The sequence below is a fragment of the Enterobacter sp. CFEC122 genome, assembly GCF_052983755.1.
Genome location: NZ_JBRIQR010000003.1, coordinates 68,166 through 87,313 on the forward strand (window position 1 = coordinate 68,166; position 19,148 = coordinate 87,313).

18 protein-coding genes are annotated in these 19,148 nt (G+C 59.2%); 15 read left to right on the forward strand and 3 right to left on the reverse strand.

Going from position 1 to position 19,148, the window contains the following annotated elements; all coding sequences use genetic code 11:
- The first annotated feature begins 12 nt into the window (after positions 1-12).
- Genes ddpX through ACVCAM_RS03735 form a run of 6 tightly spaced genes read left to right on the forward strand, consistent with a single transcriptional unit; the run spans position 13 to position 5,979 of the window.
- The gene (ddpX, locus tag ACVCAM_RS03710; protein ID WP_059359968.1) at positions 13-588 is read left to right on the forward strand and encodes a D-alanyl-D-alanine dipeptidase; all 576 of its coding nucleotides are present in this window, start codon (positions 13-15) and stop codon (positions 586-588) included.
- A 15-nt stretch (positions 589-603) separates the two neighbouring features.
- Complete coding sequence (locus ACVCAM_RS03715) at positions 604-2,136, forward strand: ABC transporter substrate-binding protein (RefSeq protein ID WP_407223371.1); 1,533 nt, start codon at positions 604-606, stop codon at positions 2,134-2,136.
- 22 nt (positions 2,137-2,158) lie between these two features.
- Positions 2,159-3,181: an ABC transporter permease gene (locus ACVCAM_RS03720; RefSeq protein ID WP_407223372.1), complete on the forward strand. Its 1,023-nt coding sequence runs from the start codon at positions 2,159-2,161 to the stop codon at positions 3,179-3,181.
- A complete protein-coding gene (gene ddpC / locus ACVCAM_RS03725) occupies positions 3,178-4,071 on the forward strand; it encodes a D,D-dipeptide ABC transporter permease (protein ID WP_025911018.1) in 894 nt (297 codons plus the stop codon). The genes ACVCAM_RS03720 and ddpC overlap by 4 nt, the downstream gene beginning before the upstream one ends.
- Positions 4,071-5,057 (forward strand): ABC transporter ATP-binding protein, encoded by a 987-nt coding sequence (locus ACVCAM_RS03730; RefSeq protein ID WP_447093531.1) that lies wholly within the window; start codon positions 4,071-4,073, stop codon positions 5,055-5,057. Before ddpC ends, ACVCAM_RS03730 begins: the two co-directional genes overlap by 1 nt.
- Positions 5,050-5,979: an oligopeptide/dipeptide ABC transporter ATP-binding protein gene (locus ACVCAM_RS03735; protein ID WP_032663479.1), complete on the forward strand. Its 930-nt coding sequence runs from the start codon at positions 5,050-5,052 to the stop codon at positions 5,977-5,979. Before ACVCAM_RS03730 ends, ACVCAM_RS03735 begins: the two co-directional genes overlap by 8 nt.
- Here the strand turns inward: ACVCAM_RS03735 and ACVCAM_RS03740 are convergent.
- Positions 5,976-6,725 (reverse strand): SDR family NAD(P)-dependent oxidoreductase, encoded by a 750-nt coding sequence (locus ACVCAM_RS03740; protein WP_407223374.1) that lies wholly within the window; start codon positions 6,723-6,725, stop codon positions 5,976-5,978. The genes ACVCAM_RS03735 and ACVCAM_RS03740 overlap by 4 nt on opposite strands.
- A gap of 116 nt (positions 6,726-6,841) precedes the next feature.
- Between ACVCAM_RS03740 and ACVCAM_RS03745 the strand changes: the two genes are divergently transcribed.
- Positions 6,842-7,747 carry a LysR family transcriptional regulator gene (locus tag ACVCAM_RS03745; protein ID WP_045370935.1) on the forward strand — a complete coding sequence of 302 codons (906 nt, stop codon included), beginning with the start codon at positions 6,842-6,844 and terminating at the stop codon, positions 7,745-7,747.
- 23 nt (positions 7,748-7,770) lie between these two features.
- Here the strand turns inward: ACVCAM_RS03745 and ACVCAM_RS03750 are convergent, their stop codons facing one another.
- On the reverse strand, positions 7,771-8,199 hold the full coding sequence (locus tag ACVCAM_RS03750; RefSeq protein WP_008501708.1) for an OsmC family protein: 429 nt from the start codon (positions 8,197-8,199) through the stop codon (positions 7,771-7,773).
- Between the two features lie 115 nt (positions 8,200-8,314).
- Between ACVCAM_RS03750 and ACVCAM_RS03755 the strand changes: the two genes are divergently transcribed.
- Positions 8,315-9,274 (forward strand): hypothetical protein, encoded by a 960-nt coding sequence (locus ACVCAM_RS03755; protein WP_407223375.1) that lies wholly within the window; start codon positions 8,315-8,317, stop codon positions 9,272-9,274.
- Positions 9,275-9,293: 19 nt separating this feature from the next.
- On the opposite strand, the gene ACVCAM_RS03760 is transcribed toward ACVCAM_RS03755, so the two are convergent.
- On the reverse strand, positions 9,294-10,169 hold the full coding sequence (locus ACVCAM_RS03760) for a LysR family transcriptional regulator (protein WP_070532178.1): 876 nt from the start codon (positions 10,167-10,169) through the stop codon (positions 9,294-9,296).
- 110 nt (positions 10,170-10,279) lie between these two features.
- On the opposite strand from ACVCAM_RS03760, the gene ACVCAM_RS03765 reads away from it, so the two are divergent.
- The 7 genes from ACVCAM_RS03765 (at position 10,280) to ACVCAM_RS03795 (ending at position 19,142) form a co-directional block, all read left to right on the forward strand.
- On the forward strand, positions 10,280-11,131 hold the full coding sequence (locus tag ACVCAM_RS03765; protein WP_025911005.1) for a Vmh family MBL fold metallo-hydrolase: 852 nt from the start codon (positions 10,280-10,282) through the stop codon (positions 11,129-11,131).
- Positions 11,132-11,363: 232 nt separating this feature from the next.
- The gene (gene bdm / locus ACVCAM_RS03770; protein ID WP_013096534.1) at positions 11,364-11,579 is read left to right on the forward strand and encodes a biofilm-dependent modulation protein; all 216 of its coding nucleotides are present in this window, start codon (positions 11,364-11,366) and stop codon (positions 11,577-11,579) included.
- Between the two features lie 95 nt (positions 11,580-11,674).
- Positions 11,675-11,812, forward strand: coding sequence for a stationary-phase-induced ribosome-associated protein (gene sra / locus ACVCAM_RS03775; RefSeq protein ID WP_008501714.1), 138 nt, complete (start codon positions 11,675-11,677; stop codon positions 11,810-11,812).
- Positions 11,813-11,988: 176 nt separating this feature from the next.
- Positions 11,989-13,686, forward strand: a complete 1,698-nt coding sequence (locus ACVCAM_RS03780) for an NAD-dependent malic enzyme (RefSeq protein WP_008501715.1) — start codon at positions 11,989-11,991, stop codon at positions 13,684-13,686.
- A gap of 769 nt (positions 13,687-14,455) precedes the next feature.
- A complete protein-coding gene (locus ACVCAM_RS03785; RefSeq protein ID WP_407223376.1) occupies positions 14,456-16,165 on the forward strand; it encodes an ABC-F family ATP-binding cassette domain-containing protein in 1,710 nt (569 codons plus the stop codon).
- A 197-nt stretch (positions 16,166-16,362) separates the two neighbouring features.
- Entirely contained in the window at positions 16,363-17,373 is a 1,011-nt protein-coding gene (gene adhP / locus ACVCAM_RS03790) for an alcohol dehydrogenase AdhP (RefSeq protein ID WP_023327537.1), read from the forward strand.
- Positions 17,374-17,522: 149 nt separating this feature from the next.
- Positions 17,523-19,142: a TIGR04028 family ABC transporter substrate-binding protein gene (locus tag ACVCAM_RS03795; protein WP_106105861.1), complete on the forward strand. Its 1,620-nt coding sequence runs from the start codon at positions 17,523-17,525 to the stop codon at positions 19,140-19,142.
- Positions 19,143-19,148: the final 6 nt, after the last annotated feature.

Genomic DNA, 19,148 nt, shown 5'->3' on the forward strand with positions numbered 1-19,148 from the left:
AGGAGCGGAGCTATGCCCGTAGAGAGTGAACTGATTGATGTGGCGAAGACGTTCCCCACGCTGCATATCGATCTGAAGTACGCCACCGCCGACAACATCACAGGCCGCCCGATCTATCAGGAGGCGCAGTGCCTGCTGCATACCGATGCCGCTACCGCGCTGGCAAAAGCCATCAGCATTGCCACGCTGGCCGGGCTGAAGCTGGTGGTCTACGACGCCTATCGCCCGCAGCAGGCGCAGGCCCAGCTGTGGGAGGCCTGCCCGAACCCGGAATATGTGGTCGACGTGGCAATTGGCTCCAACCACAGCCGCGGCACGGCCATCGACGTCACGCTGATGGACGAGCATAACGCCGTGCTGGATATGGGCGCCGGTTTTGACGAAATGCATGACCGCTCGCATCCGTATCACCCTTCCGTGCCGCCGCACGCCCAGCGCAACCGTCTGCTGTTGAACGCCATCATGTTCGGCGGCGGTTTTGTCGGGATCGGCAGCGAATGGTGGCACTTCGAACTGCCGAACGCCGCCAGCTACCCGCTGCTTGATGACCGTTTTGCCTGTTTTCCCCTGACGCACACCTCTCTTTGAACCTGGAGCACTGCCATGAAAACATCGCTTCTCTCGACCGTCATTGCCGCCACGTTGGCCCTGAGCGCCCCGCTGGCGCTGGCTGCCGTCCCGAAAGACATGCTGGTCATCGGTAAAGCCGCCGACCCGCAAACGCTCGACCCTGCCATCACCATTGATAACAACGACTGGACCGTCACCTATCCGTCCTACCAGCGTCTGGTCAAGTACAAGCCAGGCTCTACCGAGGTGGAAGGCGATCTGTCGACGGGCTGGAAAGCGTCCGACGACCAGAAAGAGTGGACCTTCACCCTGGCGGATAACGCCAAATTCTCCGACGGCACGCCGGTCAACGCCGAGGCGGTCAAACTCTCCTTTGAACGCCTGCTGAAGCTCAGCCAGGGGCCGTCTGAGGCCTTCCCGAAAGATCTGAAAGTGGAGGCCGTTGATGAGCACACGGTGAAATTCACCCTCAGCCAGCCGTTCGCGCCTTTCCTCTACACCCTGGCGAACGACGGCGCCTCCATCATTAACCCGACGGTGCTGAAGGCCAATGCCGCGGACGACGCGCGCGGCTTTCTGGCGCAAAACACCGCCGGCTCCGGGCCGTTTATGCTGAAGAGCTGGCAGAAAGGCCAGCAGCTGGTGCTGGTGCCAAACCCGCACTGGTCGGGCGACAAGCCGCACTTCAAGCGCGTCTCGGTGAAAATTATCGGTGAGAGCGCGTCGCGCCGTCTGCAGCTTTCCCGCGGCGATCTGGACATTGCCGACGCCCTGCCGGTCGATCAGCTGGCGGCCCTGAAGCAGGAAGGCAAAGTCGCCGTCGCCGAATACCCGTCTCTGCGCGTGACCTACCTCTACCTCAACAACAGCAAAGCGCCGCTCAATCAGGTGGATTTACGCCGCGCGGTCTCCTGGGCGACGGACTATGAGGGGATGGTGAAAGGCATACTGAGCGGCAACGGCAAGCAGATGCGCGGTCCGATCCCGGAAGGCATGTGGGGCTTTGACGCCACGGCCATGCAGTACAGCTTCGACGAAGCCAAAGCTAAAGCAGCCCTGGAGAAGGTCAAAGACAAGCCCGCCAGCCTGACCTTCCTCTACTCGGACAACGATCCAAACTGGGAGCCTATCGCCCTTTCGACTCAGGCCAGCCTCGGCAAGATCGGCATTAACGTCAAGCTGGAGAAACTGGCCAACGCCACCATGCGCGACCGCGTCGGCAAAGGCGATTACGACATCGCCATCGGCAACTGGAGCCCGGATTTTGCCGACCCGTACATGTTTATGAACTACTGGTTCGAATCTGACAAGAAAGGTCTGCCGGGCAACCGTTCGTTCTATGAGAACAAAGAGGTCGATTCCCTGCTGCAGGCCGCGCTGAAAACCACCGACCAGGCGGAACGCACCAAAGATTACCAGCAGGCGCAAAAGGTGGTCATCGACGAAGCGGCCTATGTTTATCTGTTCCAGAAGAACTACCAGCTGGCGATGAACAAAGAGGTCAAAGGCTTCACCTTTAATCCGATGCTCGAGCAGGTGTTTAACATCGCCACCATGAGCAAGTAACCGTTTCGCCGGGGGAAAGTGTATGACGTTCTGGAGCATCGTGCGCCAGCGCTGCTGGGGGTTACTCCTGGTGGTGGCCGGTGTCTGTATTATCACTTTTATTATTTCACACCTGATCCCCGGCGATCCGGCCCGTCTGCTGGCCGGCGACCGCGCCAGCGACGACATCGTGCAGAACATTCGCCAGCAGCTGGGGCTGGATCAGCCGCTCTACGTTCAGTTTGGCCGCTACGTGGACGCCCTGGCCCACGGTGATTTAGGCACTTCCATCCGTACCGGACGCCCGGTTGCGGAAGACCTGAAGGACTTTTTCCCCGCCACGCTGGAGCTGGCCTTTTGTTCCCTCCTGCTGGCGCTGGTCATCGGCGTGCCGCTGGGGGTTTTATCGGCGGTGTACCGCAACCGCTGGCTGGATCACCTGGTGCGTTTAATGGCGATGACCGGGATCTCCACCCCGGCCTTCTGGCTTGGGCTGGGCGTCATTGTGCTGTTCTACGGGCACCTGCAAATCCTGCCGGGCGGCGGCAGGCTGGACGACTGGCTCGATCCGCCGACGCACGTCACCGGCTTTTATCTGCTGGACGCGCTGCTGGAAGGCAACGGCGAGGTCTTTTTCAATGCGCTGCAGCACCTGATTTTACCCTCGCTGACGCTGGCATTCGTGCATCTCGGCATCGTGGCGCGTCAGGTCCGTTCCGCGATGCTGGAGCAGCTTAGCGAAGACTACATCCGCACGGCACGCGCCAGCGGCCTGCCCGGCTGGTATATCGTCCTGCGCTACGCCCTGCCGAATGCGATGATCCCGTCGATTACCGTGCTCGGGCTGGCGCTGGGGGATCTGCTTTACGGGGCCGTGCTGACCGAAACCGTCTTTGCCTGGCCGGGCATGGGCGCCTGGGTGGTGACGTCCATTCAGGCGCTCGATTTCCCTGCCGTGATGGGCTTTGCCGTCGTTGTTTCGCTGGCCTACGTGCTGGTTAATCTGGTGGTCGATCTGCTTTACCTGTGGATTGACCCGCGAATCGGGCGCGGAGGTGCCGAATGATGTTAACGCAGGAAACGCCCGTCCCGGTGAAAACCGCCAGACAACGCATCAACTGGGCAAAGCTGTTCTGGATGCTGCGTCAAAGCCCGCTCACGATCGTTGGCGGCGTCATTATGCTGGTGATGCTTTTCATTATGGTGGCCGCACCGTGGATCGTGCCGCACGACCCGAACGCGCTGGATCTGACCGCGCGCCTGCAGGCGCCGTCCGCGCAGCACTGGTTTGGCACCGACGAGGTGGGTCGCGATCTGTTCAGCCGCGTGCTGGCGGGCAGCCAGCAGTCCATTACCGCCGGGCTGGCGGTGGTGGTAATTGCGGGCGGCATCGGCTCGCTGCTGGGCTGTCTGTCCGGCGTGCTGGGCGGGCGCGGCGACGCCGTCATCATGCGGGTGATGGACATTATGCTCTCGATACCTTCCCTGGTGCTGACCATGGCGCTGGCCGCCGCGCTCGGGCCGAGCCTGTTTAACGCCATGCTGGCAATTGCGATTGTCCGCATTCCGTTTTACGTCCGCCTGGCGCGCGGCCAAACCCTGGTGGTGCGCCAGTTTACCTACGTTCAGGCGGCCCGCACCTTTGGCGCCTCCCGCTGGCATGTGATCAGCTGGCATATCCTGCGCAACGCCCTGCCGCCGCTGATCGTGCAGGCGTCGCTGGACATCGGCAGCGCCATCCTGATGGCCGCCACGCTGGGGTTTATTGGCCTGGGGGCGCAGCAGCCGACCGCCGAATGGGGGGCGATGGTGGCCGTCGGCCGTAACTACGTTCTGGACCAGTGGTGGTACTGCGCGTTTCCCGGAGCGGCGATTTTGATAACCGCCGTGGGCTTTAACCTGTTTGGGGATGGCATCCGCGATCTGCTGGATCCGAAGTCAGGAGGTAAACAGTGATGACCGACATGGTTCTCAAGATTGAAGACCTGCATCTGAGCTTCCCGATTTTCCGCGGCGAGGTCCACGCGCTGAACCACGTCTCGCTGGAGATCGGCAGGGGTGAAATTGTCGGCGTGGTGGGCGAATCCGGTTCGGGTAAATCCGTGACCGCCATGCTCGCCATGCGTCTGCTACCGGAAGGCAGCTACCGCATTCATCATGGTCAGGTGAAATTACTCGGCGAAAATGTCCTGACGGCGTCCGAGAAACAGCTTCGCCAGTGGCGCGGCGCAAAGGTCGCGATGATTTTTCAGGAGCCCATGACCGCCCTCAACCCGACGCGGCGGATTGGCAAACAGATGGTCGAGGTGATCCGCCAGCATCAACCGCTTTCCCGTCGTGAGGCGCAGCAGAAGGCGATTACCCTGCTGGAAGAGATGCAAATCCCGGACGCGAAAGCGGTCATGGCGCGCTATCCGTTTGAACTCTCCGGCGGCATGCGCCAGCGGGTGATGATTGCCCTTGCCTTCTCCTGCGAGCCGGAGCTGATCGTCGCCGACGAACCAACCACGGCGCTGGACGTCACCGTTCAGCTGCAGGTGCTGCGCCTGCTGAAGCACAAGGCGCGGGCCAGCGGCACCTCGGTGCTGTTTATCAGCCACGATATGGCCGTGGTGTCCCAGCTCTGCGACAGAATGTACGTGATGTATGCGGGCAGCGTGATCGAGAGCGGCACCACGCAAACGCTGATCCACCAGCCCGTGCATCCCTACTCTATTGGTCTGCTGCAGTGCGCGCCGGAAAACGGCCAGCCGCGCGCCCCGCTTCCCGCCATCCCCGGCACGGTGCCCAACCTCAGCCAGCTTCCGCAGGGATGCGCATTCCGCGAGCGCTGCTTTGCCGCCGGGGCGAAATGCAGCGAAACGCCGCGCCTAGCGCCCACTGGCGCAGAAGGCCAACAGGCCGCCTGCTGGTATCCACAACGGGAGAAAGCCCATGTCTGATGTACTGCTGGAACTGGATAGCGTGCACGTGAACTTTGCGGCGCGCAAAAACTGGCTGGGCCGCGTGACGGAACGGGTCCATGCGCTCAACGGGCTCGACCTTGAGATCCGTCGGGGAGAAACGCTTGGCATCGTCGGGGAATCCGGCTGTGGGAAAAGCACGCTCGCCCAGCTGCTGATGGGCATGCTCAAGCCCAGCACCGGCGCCTGCCAGCGGGCGCATCACGCGGGCGGCATGCAGATGGTGTTTCAGGATCCGCTCTCCTCGCTTGACCCGCGCCTGCCGGTCTGGCGAATCATCACCGAGCCGGTGTGGGTGCAAAAGCGCAGCAGCGAGCGCGACCGCCGCCAGCAGGCTGAAAACCTGGCGCTGCAGGTGGGTATTCGCCCGGAATATCTCGACCGGCTTCCGCACGCCTTCTCCGGCGGGCAGCGCCAGCGCATTGCCATCGCCCGGGCGCTCTCGTCCGATCCGGATATCATCGTGCTCGATGAACCCACCAGCGCGCTGGATATCTCCGTGCAGGCGCAGATCCTTAACCTGCTGGTGACGCTACAACAGCAGCGTAATCTGACCTACGTGTTGATCTCGCATAACGTCTCGGTGGTCCGGCACATGAGCGACCGCGTGGCGGTGATGTACCTTGGGCAGATTGTGGAGCTGGGCAGCGCCGCGCAGGTGCTTGGCGAGCCGCGCCATCCTTACACCCGCCTGCTGCTCGATTCGGTTCCGCGCACCGGTGAACCGCTGGATGAGACGCTGGCCTTACGCAAAACGGAGCTTCCCGGCAACCGCCGTCTGCCCGAAGGCTGTTTTTTCCGCGACCGATGCCCGATGGCCGCGCAGGGCTGCGAACGTCCTCAGCCGTTACAGCCCTCTCGCGAGGGCCGTGACGTCCGCTGCTGGCGCAGTCTGGGTTAGATTTGCGCCATCCCGCCGTCCACGAACAGCTCGGTGGCGTTAATAAAGCTGGCCGCATCGGAGGCCAGAAACGCCACCGCTTTACCCACCTCACCCGGCGCGCCTAAACGGCCGAGCGGCACCTGAGCGGCCAGCGCGTCGTACAGCCCCTGGCGGTGTTCTTCCGGCACGAGGTCGCCGAGGCCAGGCGTTTTGATTGGGCCCGGGCTTACCACGTTGACGCGGATCCCGCGGCCCTGCAAATCCAGCGCCCAGGAGCGCGCAAAGTTGCGCACGGCGGCCTTGCTGGCGCTGTAGACGCTAAAGTTTGCCGTCCCCTTAATGGACACCGTCGAGCCGGTCAGAATAATCGACGATCCGGCGGAGAGCAGCGGCAGCGCCTTCTGTACCGTAAACAGCACCCCGCGGACGTTAGTGCCGAAAATCCGGTCAAACTGCTCTTCGGTTATCGCGCCCAGCGGCAGCATATCGCCGCCACCCGCATTGGCGAACAGAATATCGAGGCGGCCTTCTTCTTTGGCTATCCGGGCATAGACCTCGTCCAGGTCCGACAGTTTTGACACGTCAGCGCGAATGCCCACTGCCGTTGAAGCGATTTCAGCCACCGCCGCGTCCAGCTCGGCCTGACGTCGTCCGGTGATGTACAGCTTCGCGCCCTGTGCAGCAAGCTCCTGCGCCGTGGCAAGACCGATGCCGGTGCTGCCGCCGGTGACCAGTGCGATTTTTCCTGAGAGAGTCGTGTTCATGTCATTTACCTTTTGTTGGGTTTGCATTGGACAAACTTTAGCCCTTGCAGGATTAGTGAAAAACCAGCAAAAATGAAAATGACTATTCACATACAGAAATAATCAGAGGGAATCTCATGGATCAGCTCATGGCGATGCGCGCCTTTACCCGGGTGGTGGAAACCGGCAGCTTTACCCGCGCGGCGGACTCGCTGAACATGCCCATCGCCACGCTGAGCAAGCTGGTGAAATCGCTTGAGACGCATCTGGAGATACGCCTCCTGCACCGGACGACTCGCCGGGTGGTCGCGACGCCGGAAGGGATGGAATACTATGAAAAAGCGCTCAGGGTCTTGATAGATATCGAAGATATCGACACCGCGTTTCGCGTTTCCCGCGCGACGCCCAAAGGGCATTTGCGGGTTGACGTGGGCGGCTCCACCGCCCGGGACGTGCTCATCCCCCTGCTGCCGGACTTTATGCGGCGCTACCCGGATATCCGCATCGACCTTGGCGTGGCCGATCGTCCGGTGGATCTGATCAGCGGTAACGTAGACTGCGTGATCCGCGGCGGCCCGCTGGACGATTCGACCCTTATCGCTCGCCATATTGGTAACGCCGAAATGGTCACCTGCGCGACGCCGGGCTACCTGAAAAACCATGGCGTTCCAGCCTATCCACAGGAGCTGTGCAACGGCCACAAGCTCATTAGCTACCTCTCGCCCGTCACCGGGCGGGCGTTTCCCTTTCGCTTCAGGCGGCATGGCGAGGCGATGGAAATCAATATCCCCCATTATCTCGGCATAAATGAAAGTAATGCCCACCTGGCGGCGGCCGTGGCAGGATTGGGGATCGTGCAGACGTTTGAGTATTCGGCAAAGCCGTATTTACAGGCGGGAACGCTGGCGCCGATCCTGGGCGACTGGCGCCCTGCCGCGTACCCTTTTCACGTGGTATACCCGCAGAACCGCCATTTGACGCACAGGCTGAAGGTATTTATTGCCTGGCTGGCGGAGGTGTTTCCCGCCGCGCTGAAGGGATAGCCGGGCACCAGCCCGGCTGAGGCTTAGTTGAGCGTATAGTCCAGCGTAATTTCGGCTTTCAGTAGCTGCGAAACCGGACAGCCCGCTTTGGCTTTCTGAATAATACCGTCGAACTGCTGTGGGGCGATGCCCGGGACGGTCACCTTGCTTTTCAGGGCAACCTTGGTGATGGCAAAACCGCCGTCCGTTTTATCGAGGGAGACATCCGCGGTGGTGTCAATGGCGTCGGCGGTATAGCCCGCTTCGCCGAGCATCAGCGACAGCGCCATCGAGAAGCAGGCCGCATGTGCCGCGCCGATCAGCTCTTCGGGGTTGGTCCCCTTTTCACCCTCAAAACGGGTATTAAAGCCATAAGGCTGTTGATTGAGAACGCCGCTCTCGGTGGAAACCGTTCCTTTACCGCGCTTAATGTCGCCAGACCAGTGTGCCGAACCGTGCTTATGAATAGTCATTCTTGCTCTCCTTTTGGCTTACAAAGGGTTAAGTATAGACTACGCATCTGACTGCCCCTGGAACACAGACAATTCCGGGACTTACACCTGCTGTACCGACAAAAAGGATAAACCTATGGCGCTAAAAATCAGGATGGCCGTTGCGATCGCTACCCTCGCTCTATCGTTGCCTTTGCAGGCGAAAACGCCCGAGAACTTTATCTATACCAGCTCCGGCGAGCTCGACGCGGCGTTCCCGCTCGTTGTGCGAAGCGATATCGGCGGCGTACAGATCGTCTACAACTGGCGCGCGCTTGAGCCTGAGAAGGATCGCTACGATTTCTCGCGCATTGAACGGGATCTCGCGCGTCTTAAGGCTGCCAGGAAAAAGCTTTTTATCCAGATTCAGGACCGTTTCTTTGAGGCGGACGCGCGCTACGTGCCGGATTATCTGATGCACGATAAGCAATACGGAGGCGGGATTGCGCCGCAGTTCGATAACCCCGGCGAAGGGAAGCCAGTCGGTTCAGGCTGGGTGGCGCGTCAGTGGGATCCCGCGGTGCGCCAGCGCTACCAGGCGCTGCTGGCCGCCCTCGCGAAACGCTTTGATGGCGAGGTATATGGCGTAAACCTGCCTGAAACCGCCATCGATCTTGACGAAAAAAATCCGCCCGCCGGATTTACCTGCGACAGCTATTTTGCGGGAGAAATGGAAAACCTGGCCTTTGCGCGCAAGGCTTTTCAGAAATCACACGTGGTGCAATACGTGAACTTCTGGCCGTGCGAATGGGATAATGACCACAACTACATGGGGCGTCTTTTTGCGTATGCCAGCGCCAACAATGTCGGCCTCGGTGGGCCGGACATTGTTCCCAACCGCAAGGCGCATATGAAGAATGCCTATCCTTTCTTCCATAAAAATAAACAGACGCTGCCGCTTATCGCCATGGCGGTTCAGGAACCGACCCTGACCTATAAGAACCCTGAGACCGGCAAGCCCTTCACCAAAGCAGAATTTGATCGGTTCGCGGAAAATTATCTCGGGGCGGATATTATTTTCTGGAGCACGACCTCCCCCTGGCTAAAGGCTAAGTAAATGACGGCAAACGCCGCGCTCATGCCAGATAGCGGGCCAGCTCATCAAGGAACGCCCGCAGCGCGGCAGGCTGGTATTCCCGGGACTGATAAATACCATGGATGGCCAGCGGCTTCGGCTCCAGCGCCGCCAGTACCGGCACCAGCCATCCCTTCTCCAGCGCGGCACGCGCTTCACGCTCCGGCAGCATGGCGATACCGCAGTGCTTAATCGCCGCGTCCATCAGCAGCGAAGAGATGCTGGCGCTCAGGTTGCCGCTAACGGCCACGCTCAGGCTTTCGCCTTCCGGCGTCAGGAAGTGCCAGGACTGCCCGGCAAAAAAGCTGTAGTGCAGGCAGTTATGCCGGGCTAGCTCTTCGGGGCTGCCGGGCGTGCCGTGCTGCGCCAGATAGTCCGGCGAGGCGCAAAGGACCGAACGACACTCCCCCAGCCGACGGGCAATCATGCCGGGTTCAGGGTTATCGGTAATGCGTACGGCAACATCAATGCGCTCTCCCACCAGGCTGACCGGGTGGTTATTCACGTCCAGTTCGATGCGCAGCTGCGGGTAGCGCGAGAGCAGACCGGGCAGGACCGGCGCAATCAGGTGCATGGCGGTAAAGTGCGCGCAGGCCACCCGCAGGGTGCCAGACGGGAGATCTTTTTCCGACTGGCCTTCAATTTCCTGCGAGATCTGCGAGAGCGTCCGCGTTTTTTGCAGCACCTTTTCGCCTGCCGCGGTCAGCGTCAGCTTGCGCGTGGAGCGGTTTACCAGCCGCGTGCCCGCCCATTTCTCCATCTGTTCAAGGTAGCGGCTCACCATTGGGCGGGAAATACCCAGCGCCCGGGCCGCCGCGCTCAAACTTCCCAGCTCGCATATTCGGTTGTAAACCTGAGCGGCAATCACGCGATCCATATCAACTCCATCTGCTCGATTTATGAAACTAAGCATGTCTTGTTTCAGGAATTCTGGCAAATGCGAATTTCCGTACAATAGAGACATTCCTGAACAACAGAGACAACAGCATGAAATTCACTCACCTTGCCCTGCTTTCCACCCTTTTCACGCCGGCTGCTTTTGCCGCGCCGTTAAGCATTGATACCTATAACCCGCAGGAGAAAGGCATTTTCGCTGTCTCCTCCACGCTGGTTTCCGGCCCGAAAGAGGCGGTGCTGTTTGACGCGCAGTTCAGCGTGAAGGATGGCGAAGCGCTGGTAGAGAAAATTCGTCAAAGCGGTAAGACCCTGAACAAGATTGTGATCACCTCCGGCGATCCGGATTTCTATTTTGGCCTGCAGCCGCTGGTCAAAGCCTTCCCGAACGCCAAAGTGGTGGCCACGCAGCACGTGGTTGATCACATCAAGGCCACTAAAGACGCCAAGCTCGCCTTCTGGGGTCCGCAGATGAAAGACGGCGCGCCAACGGAGCTGGTCGTCCCGCAGGTGCTCGCCTCCACCACGTTTATGGTTGACGGGGAGAAGATCGACATCGAACAGCCTGACAGCTATGCGGCCTATGTATGGATCCCGTCCGCAAAGACCATCCTCGGCGGCACTGGCGTAGCCTGGGGGATTCACGTCTGGACGGCGGACACCCAGACAGCGGAAAGCCGTAAGCAGTGGCAGGAAACGCTGGTGAACATGGCGGCGCACAAACCCGAGCGCGTAATCCCGGGTCACTATCTGGGTACCCCGCCAGCCGGGACGGGTGCGATTGATTTTACCCGTGACTATCTCCAGCGCTTTGAAAAGGCCTTGTCCGTTCATAAAGATTCTGCGGGCGTCATCAGCACCCTGAAAAAACAGTATCCGAATCTGGCTGAAGAGAGCTCGCTGGAATTAAGCGCTAAGGTGAATACCGGCGAAATGAAGTGGTAATTTAAACGCTGCTCCTGCTATTTTTTCGAGATAGCAGGAGCACCGTCATAATATTCTCTCAGCGCCACGTCGATTTACACCCGCATTTCAAAAGCACACAAAAGCATACACTTATGTCATTTTTATTTCTAAGATGAATCTGAGCCACAACCGTGAAAATATTTGCCATTCTGTTTGTGAATTAAATTTTTTGCGAGCCGTACCATTAAACAGACAACGACACGGAGGCAGCATGTTTACTTATTACCCGGCAAATACCGCAGCAGCACAACCTGAACTCGTTAACGCGATTGCACAGGGTCTTCACGCCGAGCACGGTGCTGTGACTGAAGATGACATTTTGATGGAACTCACCAAGTGGGTGGAATCCACAGATAATGACATCCTCAGTGACATCTACCAGCAGACCATTAACTACGTCGTCAGCGGGCAAAACGCACCCTTGTAAAAACCTGCTAAGCTGGATCTGCAACCTAAGGGGTTACATTTCGTTTGCGTAAGCAAACTGGTCCTTAAAACTATCAACAGGATTGAGGAGTTAATATGAAATCGAACCGTCAGGCACGCCATATTCTGGGACTGAACTACAAGCTTTCTAATCAGCGCAAAGTGGTGATTGAAGGCGACCATGAAACGCAAGTCACTCACGCCACCGGCAGAAAACGCCACGCCGGCAAGTAAGTTCCAGACTGAGATCCAGAACACCATCGGTAATCCCGGTGGTGTTTTTGTTTATGTGTTGCGGTAATTAATATTTAGCTCCTTTATAATACCGCCGGACCGCACCCCATCGCACAGGCCAGAAAGATGACAAACAGCAGTGTCAGGGACGGATCTTCATAAAAAGAGTGAGTGACATGGACAACAAACTGAAAAAACATCGTTCCTTATACATCCCATACGCCGGACCGGTTTTACTCGAATTCCCCCTGCTCAACAAAGGCAGCGCCTTCAGCATGGAAGAGCGCAGCAGCTTTAACCTGCTGGGTCTACTGCCCGAAGTGGTTGAAACCATTGAAGAACAGGCAGAGCGCGCGTGGATCCAGTACCAGGGTTTCAAAACGGAAATCGACAAACACATCTACCTGCGCAACATCCAGGACACCAACGAAACCCTCTTCTATCGCCTGGTGCAAAACCATCTCGAAGAGATGATGCCGGTGATCTACACCCCGACGGTGGGTGCCGCCTGCGAGCGTTTCTCCGAGATCTACCGCCGCTCCCGCGGGGTATTCATCTCTTATCAGAACCGTCACAACATGGACGATATTCTGCAGAACGTGCCTAACCACAACATTAAAGTAATTGTGGTGACCGACGGCGAACGTATTCTCGGCCTCGGCGACCAGGGCATCGGCGGGATGGGGATCCCTATCGGTAAACTTTCTCTGTATACCGCCTGCGGCGGGATCAGCCCGGCGTATACCCTGCCGGTGGTGCTGGACGTCGGCACCAACAACCAGCAGTTGCTCAACGACCCGCTCTATATGGGCTGGCGCCATCCGCGTATTACCGACGACGAGTACTATCAGTTTGTCGACGACTTCATCCAGGCCGTGAAGCACCGCTGGCCGGACGTGCTGCTGCAGTTCGAAGACTTCGCGCAGAAAAACGCGATGCCGCTGCTGAACCGCTATCGCGATGAGATCTGCTCCTTTAACGACGATATCCAGGGCACCGCGGCCGTGACGGTGGGTACGCTCATCGCCGCCAGCCGTGCGGCGGGAAGCCAGCTGAGCTACCAGAAAATCGTCTTCCTGGGCGCAGGCTCCGCGGGCTGCGGTATTGCCGAGCAGATTATTGCCCAGACCCAGCGCGAAGGCTTAAGCGAAGAGCTGGCCCGCTCCCGCGTCTTTATGGTGGACCGTTTCGGCCTGCTGACCGACGGCATGCCGAACCTGCTGCCGTTCCAGACCAAGCTGGTGCAGAAACGCGAAAACCTGAAAAACTGGGATACCGACAACGAAGTCCTTTCCCTGCTGGACGTAGTGCGCAACGTGAAGCCGGATATTCTGATCGGCGTTTCCGGGCAAACCGGTCTCTTCACCGAAGAGATTATTCGCGAGATGCACAAGCACTGCGAGCGCCCTATCGTGATGCCGCTGTCTAACCCGACTTCCCGCGTGGAGGCGACGCCGCAGGACATCATCGCCTGGACCGAAGGTAATGCGCTGGTGGCCACCGGCAGCCCGTTCGATCCGGTGGTGTGGAAGGATAAAACCTATCCGATTGCCCAGTGCAACAACTCATACATCTTCCCGGGCATTGGTTTGGGCGTGATTGCCTCCGGCGCGTCCCGCATCACCGACGAAATGCTGATGTCGGCGAGCGAGACCCTGGCGGGCCACTCGCCGCTGGTCAACGACGGCGAAGGTCTGGTTCTGCCCGAGCTGAAGGACATTCACAAGGTGTCGCGCGCTATCGCGTTTGCAGTGGGTAAAATGGCACAGCAGCAGGGCGTGGCGGTGAAAACCTCTGCCGACGCGCTGCAGCAGGCCATCGACGACAACTTCTGGAAGCCTGAATACCGCAGCTATCGCCGTACGTCGATTTGATCCGCTTTGACCGTTCCCTCTCCCAGTGGGAGACGCGGTGCGGCCCAATCGCCCGGTGGCGCTTCGCTTACCGGGCCTACGGGGGCTCTCCCTGTGGGCTCAGGAATCCCAGTAATTTTTACCGGATGCGATGAATGTTGCTTCAGGAAAATGAATGACTTACAGCGACGCCCTGGTCCGGCTGTAAATCGCCGAAGCGTTTCCGTAAGGCCGGGGCGAGGCGCAGGGATGCGCCGAGAGGGCGTGGCCTGCAGGGATGCAGGCTCATGCCCGACCCGATAGCCTGAAGGAATAAGCTGAGGGCACCGCGAAGCGGCGATTTACCGCCGGGAGCCCGGGTCGCCAGGGTGGTGGCGACTGAGCCACCCTGGCACGTTCACCGGTCACATCGCTAAAGAGTAGCAAGGAACATAAAGTGAACGTAATGACCACCAGAGCCGTATGTTCCCCTCACCCTAACCCTCTCCCATAGGAGAGGGAATTACATTCGTCCCCCCCCTAGCCAAACCCCTTTTCCCCCGCTACACTCCTTTCATCCATTAACCAACTGAATATATAAGGAGGCCAATTATGCTGTATCGTGAAATTTTCAATGTTTCACATACATTTGGTGATCGCACCCGCTCAAGCGTTATCGGTATCGTGCTGCGATAACTTCGGCTTGAGCGAAGACACCAACCCCTGAAATCCCTTCTCTCGGGCTTACTGAGTTATCGTCAGCGATGTTTGACGAGGCATAAACATGCCTGTAACTCTTGGGTAAGCAACAATGAGCACTTTACTCACTGCACAATCTTTACGCGTTGATACGGCGTTTGGCACGCTCTTCGACTCACTCTCCTTTACGCTGAAAAAAGGCGACCGCATTGGCCTGCTGGGCGATAACGGCTGCGGAAAAAGTACGCTGCTGAAGGTGCTGGACGGCACGGATTCCCCTGCTGCCGGAACGGTAGCGCTGGCCGGGCATTGCCTGATGGCGCGCGTGGAGCAACATCTCCCGGACGCTATTTTACCGCTCACCATGCTGGATGCCGTCCTGGCCCAGCTGCCCGCAGCGGAACGGGACAGCCTGCGCTGGAAAGCCGAAACGCTGCTGGCAGGCATGGGCTTTACGCCGCAGGATATGATGCTGCACTCCGCCACGCTGAGCGGCGGGCAGCACACCCGCCTGCTGCTGGCCCGGGCGCTGATTCACGAGCCGGACCTGCTCCTGCTGGATGAACCCAGCAACCACCTTGACCTGCCGACCATGCTCTGGCTGGAGCACTTTTTACAGACCTGGTCGGGCAGCTTTGTGCTGGTCTCGCATGACAGACAGCTGCTGGATGCCGTCACCAACGGCAGCTGGATCCTGCGCGATAAAACGCTGCACTACTTTGCCCTTCCCTGCACGGCGGCACGTCAGGCGCTGGAAGCCAAAGATGAGACCGACGCGCAGCGCCACAAGGCGGAGCAAAAGGAGATCGACCGCGTGACCGCCAGCGCCAAACGTCTGGCGACCTGGGGTAAGGTTTACGACAACGAAGACCTGGCTCGCAAAGCCAAACAGATGGAAAAACAGGTCGAACGGCTCAAAGAGAGCCAGACCGCGCTCACGGCGGGCAGCCCGTGGACGTTAACCCTGCGCGGCGACGCGCTGCGGGCTGACCGTCTGCTGGAGATGGAAAACCTCGGCGTCCCGCCCGCGCCTGGGCTACCGCCGCTGTTTAACATCGAAACGGCGCGGCTGAAAAGCGGCGATCGCGTGGCGATTGTCGGTCGTAACGGCTGCGGTAAATCGTCGTTGATGAAGCTTATCTGGCGACATTTTTCCGATGAACCGGCGGACAGTGGGCTGAAAATCCATCCGCGCGTCTCGCCGGGCTACTACGACCAGACGCTGCATCAGCTGCCGGATGACGCCACGCTGCTCGACGCGCTGGAACCTTTTGCACCGGATCCGCAGAACCGCAAAATGGCGCTCATCAGCGCCGGGTTCCCGTGGTCCCGCCATGGGCAGAAAGTCAGCACGCTCAGCGGCGGCGAGCGTTCGCGCCTGCTGTTCGTGGGCCTGACGCTTGCCCGCTACAGCCTGCTGATGCTGGATGAGCCCACCAACCACCTGGACATGGAAGGCAAAGAGGCGCTGGCGCAAACCCTTCAGCAGTTCGAAGGCGGCGTGCTGCTGGTCAGCCATGACCGTCAGTTAATTAGCCAAAGCTGCAACCGTTTCTGGCTGATTGAGGACGGTACGCTGAGCGAATGGCACGATGCAGAAGCGGTGTTTGAGCGGCTGCGTGAACGCGCGGGGCTGGTGACAGCCGCTGCACCCGCTGTCGCCGCGACGGTTCACCCCTCGCCGCATGACGATCTGCTTGAACGGCTGATCGCACTGGAAACGCTGCTGGAAGACGATCTGGCGCGCAAGCCAAAGCATCAAAAGCCGCAGCTCCAGGCGCAATGGCGTAAAGAGATTGAGGAGATAGAAGCCCAGCTGTAAGTCTGCGCCCGGCGAGCGCCTCGCCGGGCCAGCATTTTCCCCCCTTAATTATTAGAGGATCGCCGTATTCTTAATCTGAAATCGAATCAAATGATGACATTATGTTGCCGCAGCCTTGCATTACCAGGCTAATGTATTAATCCTTAAGGGGTATTACACCTGCTATGCAGATTCTTATCATGAACAAGGAGATACACATGAAGGCTGCTGTTGTCACTCAGGACCACCAGGTCAGCGTCACCGAAAAAACCTTACGCCCGCTTAAGCATGGGGAAGCCCTGCTGAAGATGGAGTGCTGTGGCGTATGCCATACCGATCTTCACGTGAAGAACGGTGATTTTGGCGACAAGACCGGGGTTATCCTGGGCCATGAAGGAATTGGTATCGTGAAAGAAGTCGGCCCTGGCGTGAAGTCGCTGAAAGTCGGCGACCGCGCAAGCGTGGCCTGGTTCTTTGAAGGCTGCGGCCACTGCGAATACTGTAATTCCGGCAACGAAACCCTGTGCCGTGACGTGAAAAACGCCGGTTACTCCGTTGACGGCGGCATGGCGGAAGAGTGCATCGTCACCGCGGATTACGCGGTAAAAGTGCCGGACGGTCTGGATTCGGCGGCGGCCAGCAGCATTACCTGCGCTGGCGTGACCACCTACAAAGCGGTGAAGGTGTCGGGTATTAAACCGGGCCAGTGGATTGCGATTTACGGTCTGGGCGGGCTGGGCAACCTCGCGCTGCAGTACGCCAAAAACGTCTTTAACGCCAAAGTCATCGCCCTTGACGTGAACGACGAACAGCTGAAGCTGGCGGCCAGCATGGGTGCGGATTTAACCATCAACTCCCGCAGCGAAGATGCCGCTAAGATTGTGCAGGAAAAAACTGGCGGCGCGCATGCCGCAGTCGTCACTGCCGTCGCAAAAGCGGCCTTCAACTCGGCGGTAGATGCCGTGCGTGCCGGTGGCCGCGTGGTCGCGGTTGGCCTGCCGCCGGAAGCGATGAGCCTCGATATTCCGCGTCTGGTGCTGGACGGCATTCAGGTGGTGGGTTCGCTGGTCGGTACCCGTCAGGATCTGCAGGAGGCCTTCCAGTTTGCGGCCGAGGGCAAAGTGGTACCTAAGGTCACGATGCGTCCGATCGAGGACATCAACGCCATCTTCAAAGAGATGGAACAGGGCCAGATCCGTGGCCGTATGGTGATTGACCTGCGTTCGTAATCACCCACCGTACATCGCCGCTCCTTACCGGGGCGGTTTTTTTATAGCCATTTTCCGGCAATCCTTATCTTAATTCCTTTGTTCCCTTGTTTTCCCCCGCGCCCGATGATGAATCCGACGCTAACAAGAAGATAACAAAGGAATTCACCATGCAAACCCCATTTCGTCTGCCGCTGCTGACGGCGCTGATTCTGACGACCACCGCAGCCTGGTCCGCCGATGCGCCGGTCAAAGGCGGCACGCTGATTTATCTGGAGCAACAGGCGCACACTAACCTCTATCCGCCCGCCGGCGGCTTCTACCCGAACGGCGGCATTCTGAACCAGATCACCGACAAACTGACGTGGCAAAATCCAAAGACGCTGCAGGTCGAACCGTGGGTGGCCGAAAGCTGGACCACCAACGCCGATAAAACCGAATACACCTTTAAAATTCGCCCGGGGATAACCTTCTCCGACGGCACGCCGCTGGACGCCAACGCCGTAGCAAAAAACTTTGATACCTACGGCTTAGGCAACAAGGCGCAGCGCCTGCCGGTGTCAGAAGTGATCAATAACTACGATCGCAGCGAAGTGGTCGACCCGCTGACCGTGAAGTTCTACTTCAAAAAACCGTCGCCGGGGTTCCTGCAGGGCACGGCCACGATTGGCTCGGGCCTGGTCTCGCTCAGCACGCTGAAGCGCAACTTTGAAGAGCTGGGTGACGCCCGGCATATCATCGGCTCCGGCCCGTTTGTGGTGAAGGACGAGAAGCTGGGTCGCGAAGTGACGCTGGAAGCGCGTAAGGACTACCAGTGGGGGCCCAAAAATCTGGCGCAACAGGGGCCAGCCAATCTTGATGGCATCAAGTTTATCGTGACTCAGGAAGACAGCGTGCGCGTCGGCGCCCTGCTGGCCGGTCAGGCCGACTTTATCCGCCAGGTGCAGGCGTATGACGAAAAGCAGGCGACCGATCAGGGCTATAAGATCTACGCTGCCCCAACGCGCGGGGTGAACGACAGCATCAGCTTCCGCCCGGATAACCCGCTGGTCTCCGATATTCGCGTGCGCCAGGCGCTGCTGCATGCCACCAATGCAAAACAGGTGGTTGAGACCCTCTTCTCGGCTAACTATCCGCAGGCGAAGTCGGTGATTGCCGATTCCGCCGCTGGCTTTGTCGATCTCAGCGACAAATTGACCTTTGACCCGGCTAAAGCTAACCAGCTGCTGGACGAGGCGGGCTGGAAAGCGGGCAGCGACGGGATCCGCGCCAAAGACGGCCAGCGGCTGGCGCTGACGGTATATGAATCCCTGCCGCAGCCGCAAAACAAAGAGGTGTTGCAGCTGGTTGCCCAGCAGTGGCGACAGGTGGGCGTGGCGCTGAGCGTGAAAGCCGGTGACGCAGGCAGCCGCACGCTGGATAACCTTGACCCGCTGAAAACCCCGTTAACCGTCTCCGAAGTGGGCCGCGCCGATCCTGACGTGGTGAAAAGCATGTTCTACCCCGCTAACCGCGACGCGCTGCTGCAAAAAGGCGGCTCCAGTGACAAGGTCAAAAGCTTCCGTGACGACAAGCTGAATGCGCTGCTGGTGGATATCTCCGCCGAAGTCGACCCGCAAAAACGCCTGCAGCTGACCGGCGATGCCCAGCGCTACCTGCTGGATAACGCCTACGTCATTCCGATTTTCGAGGAGCCGCAGGTCTTTGCCGGTGCGCCGTGGCTAAAAGGCGTGAATTTTGAAGCGGTCGGCCGCCCGTCGTTCTACGGCGCGTGGCTTGAGAAACACTGAGGAGCT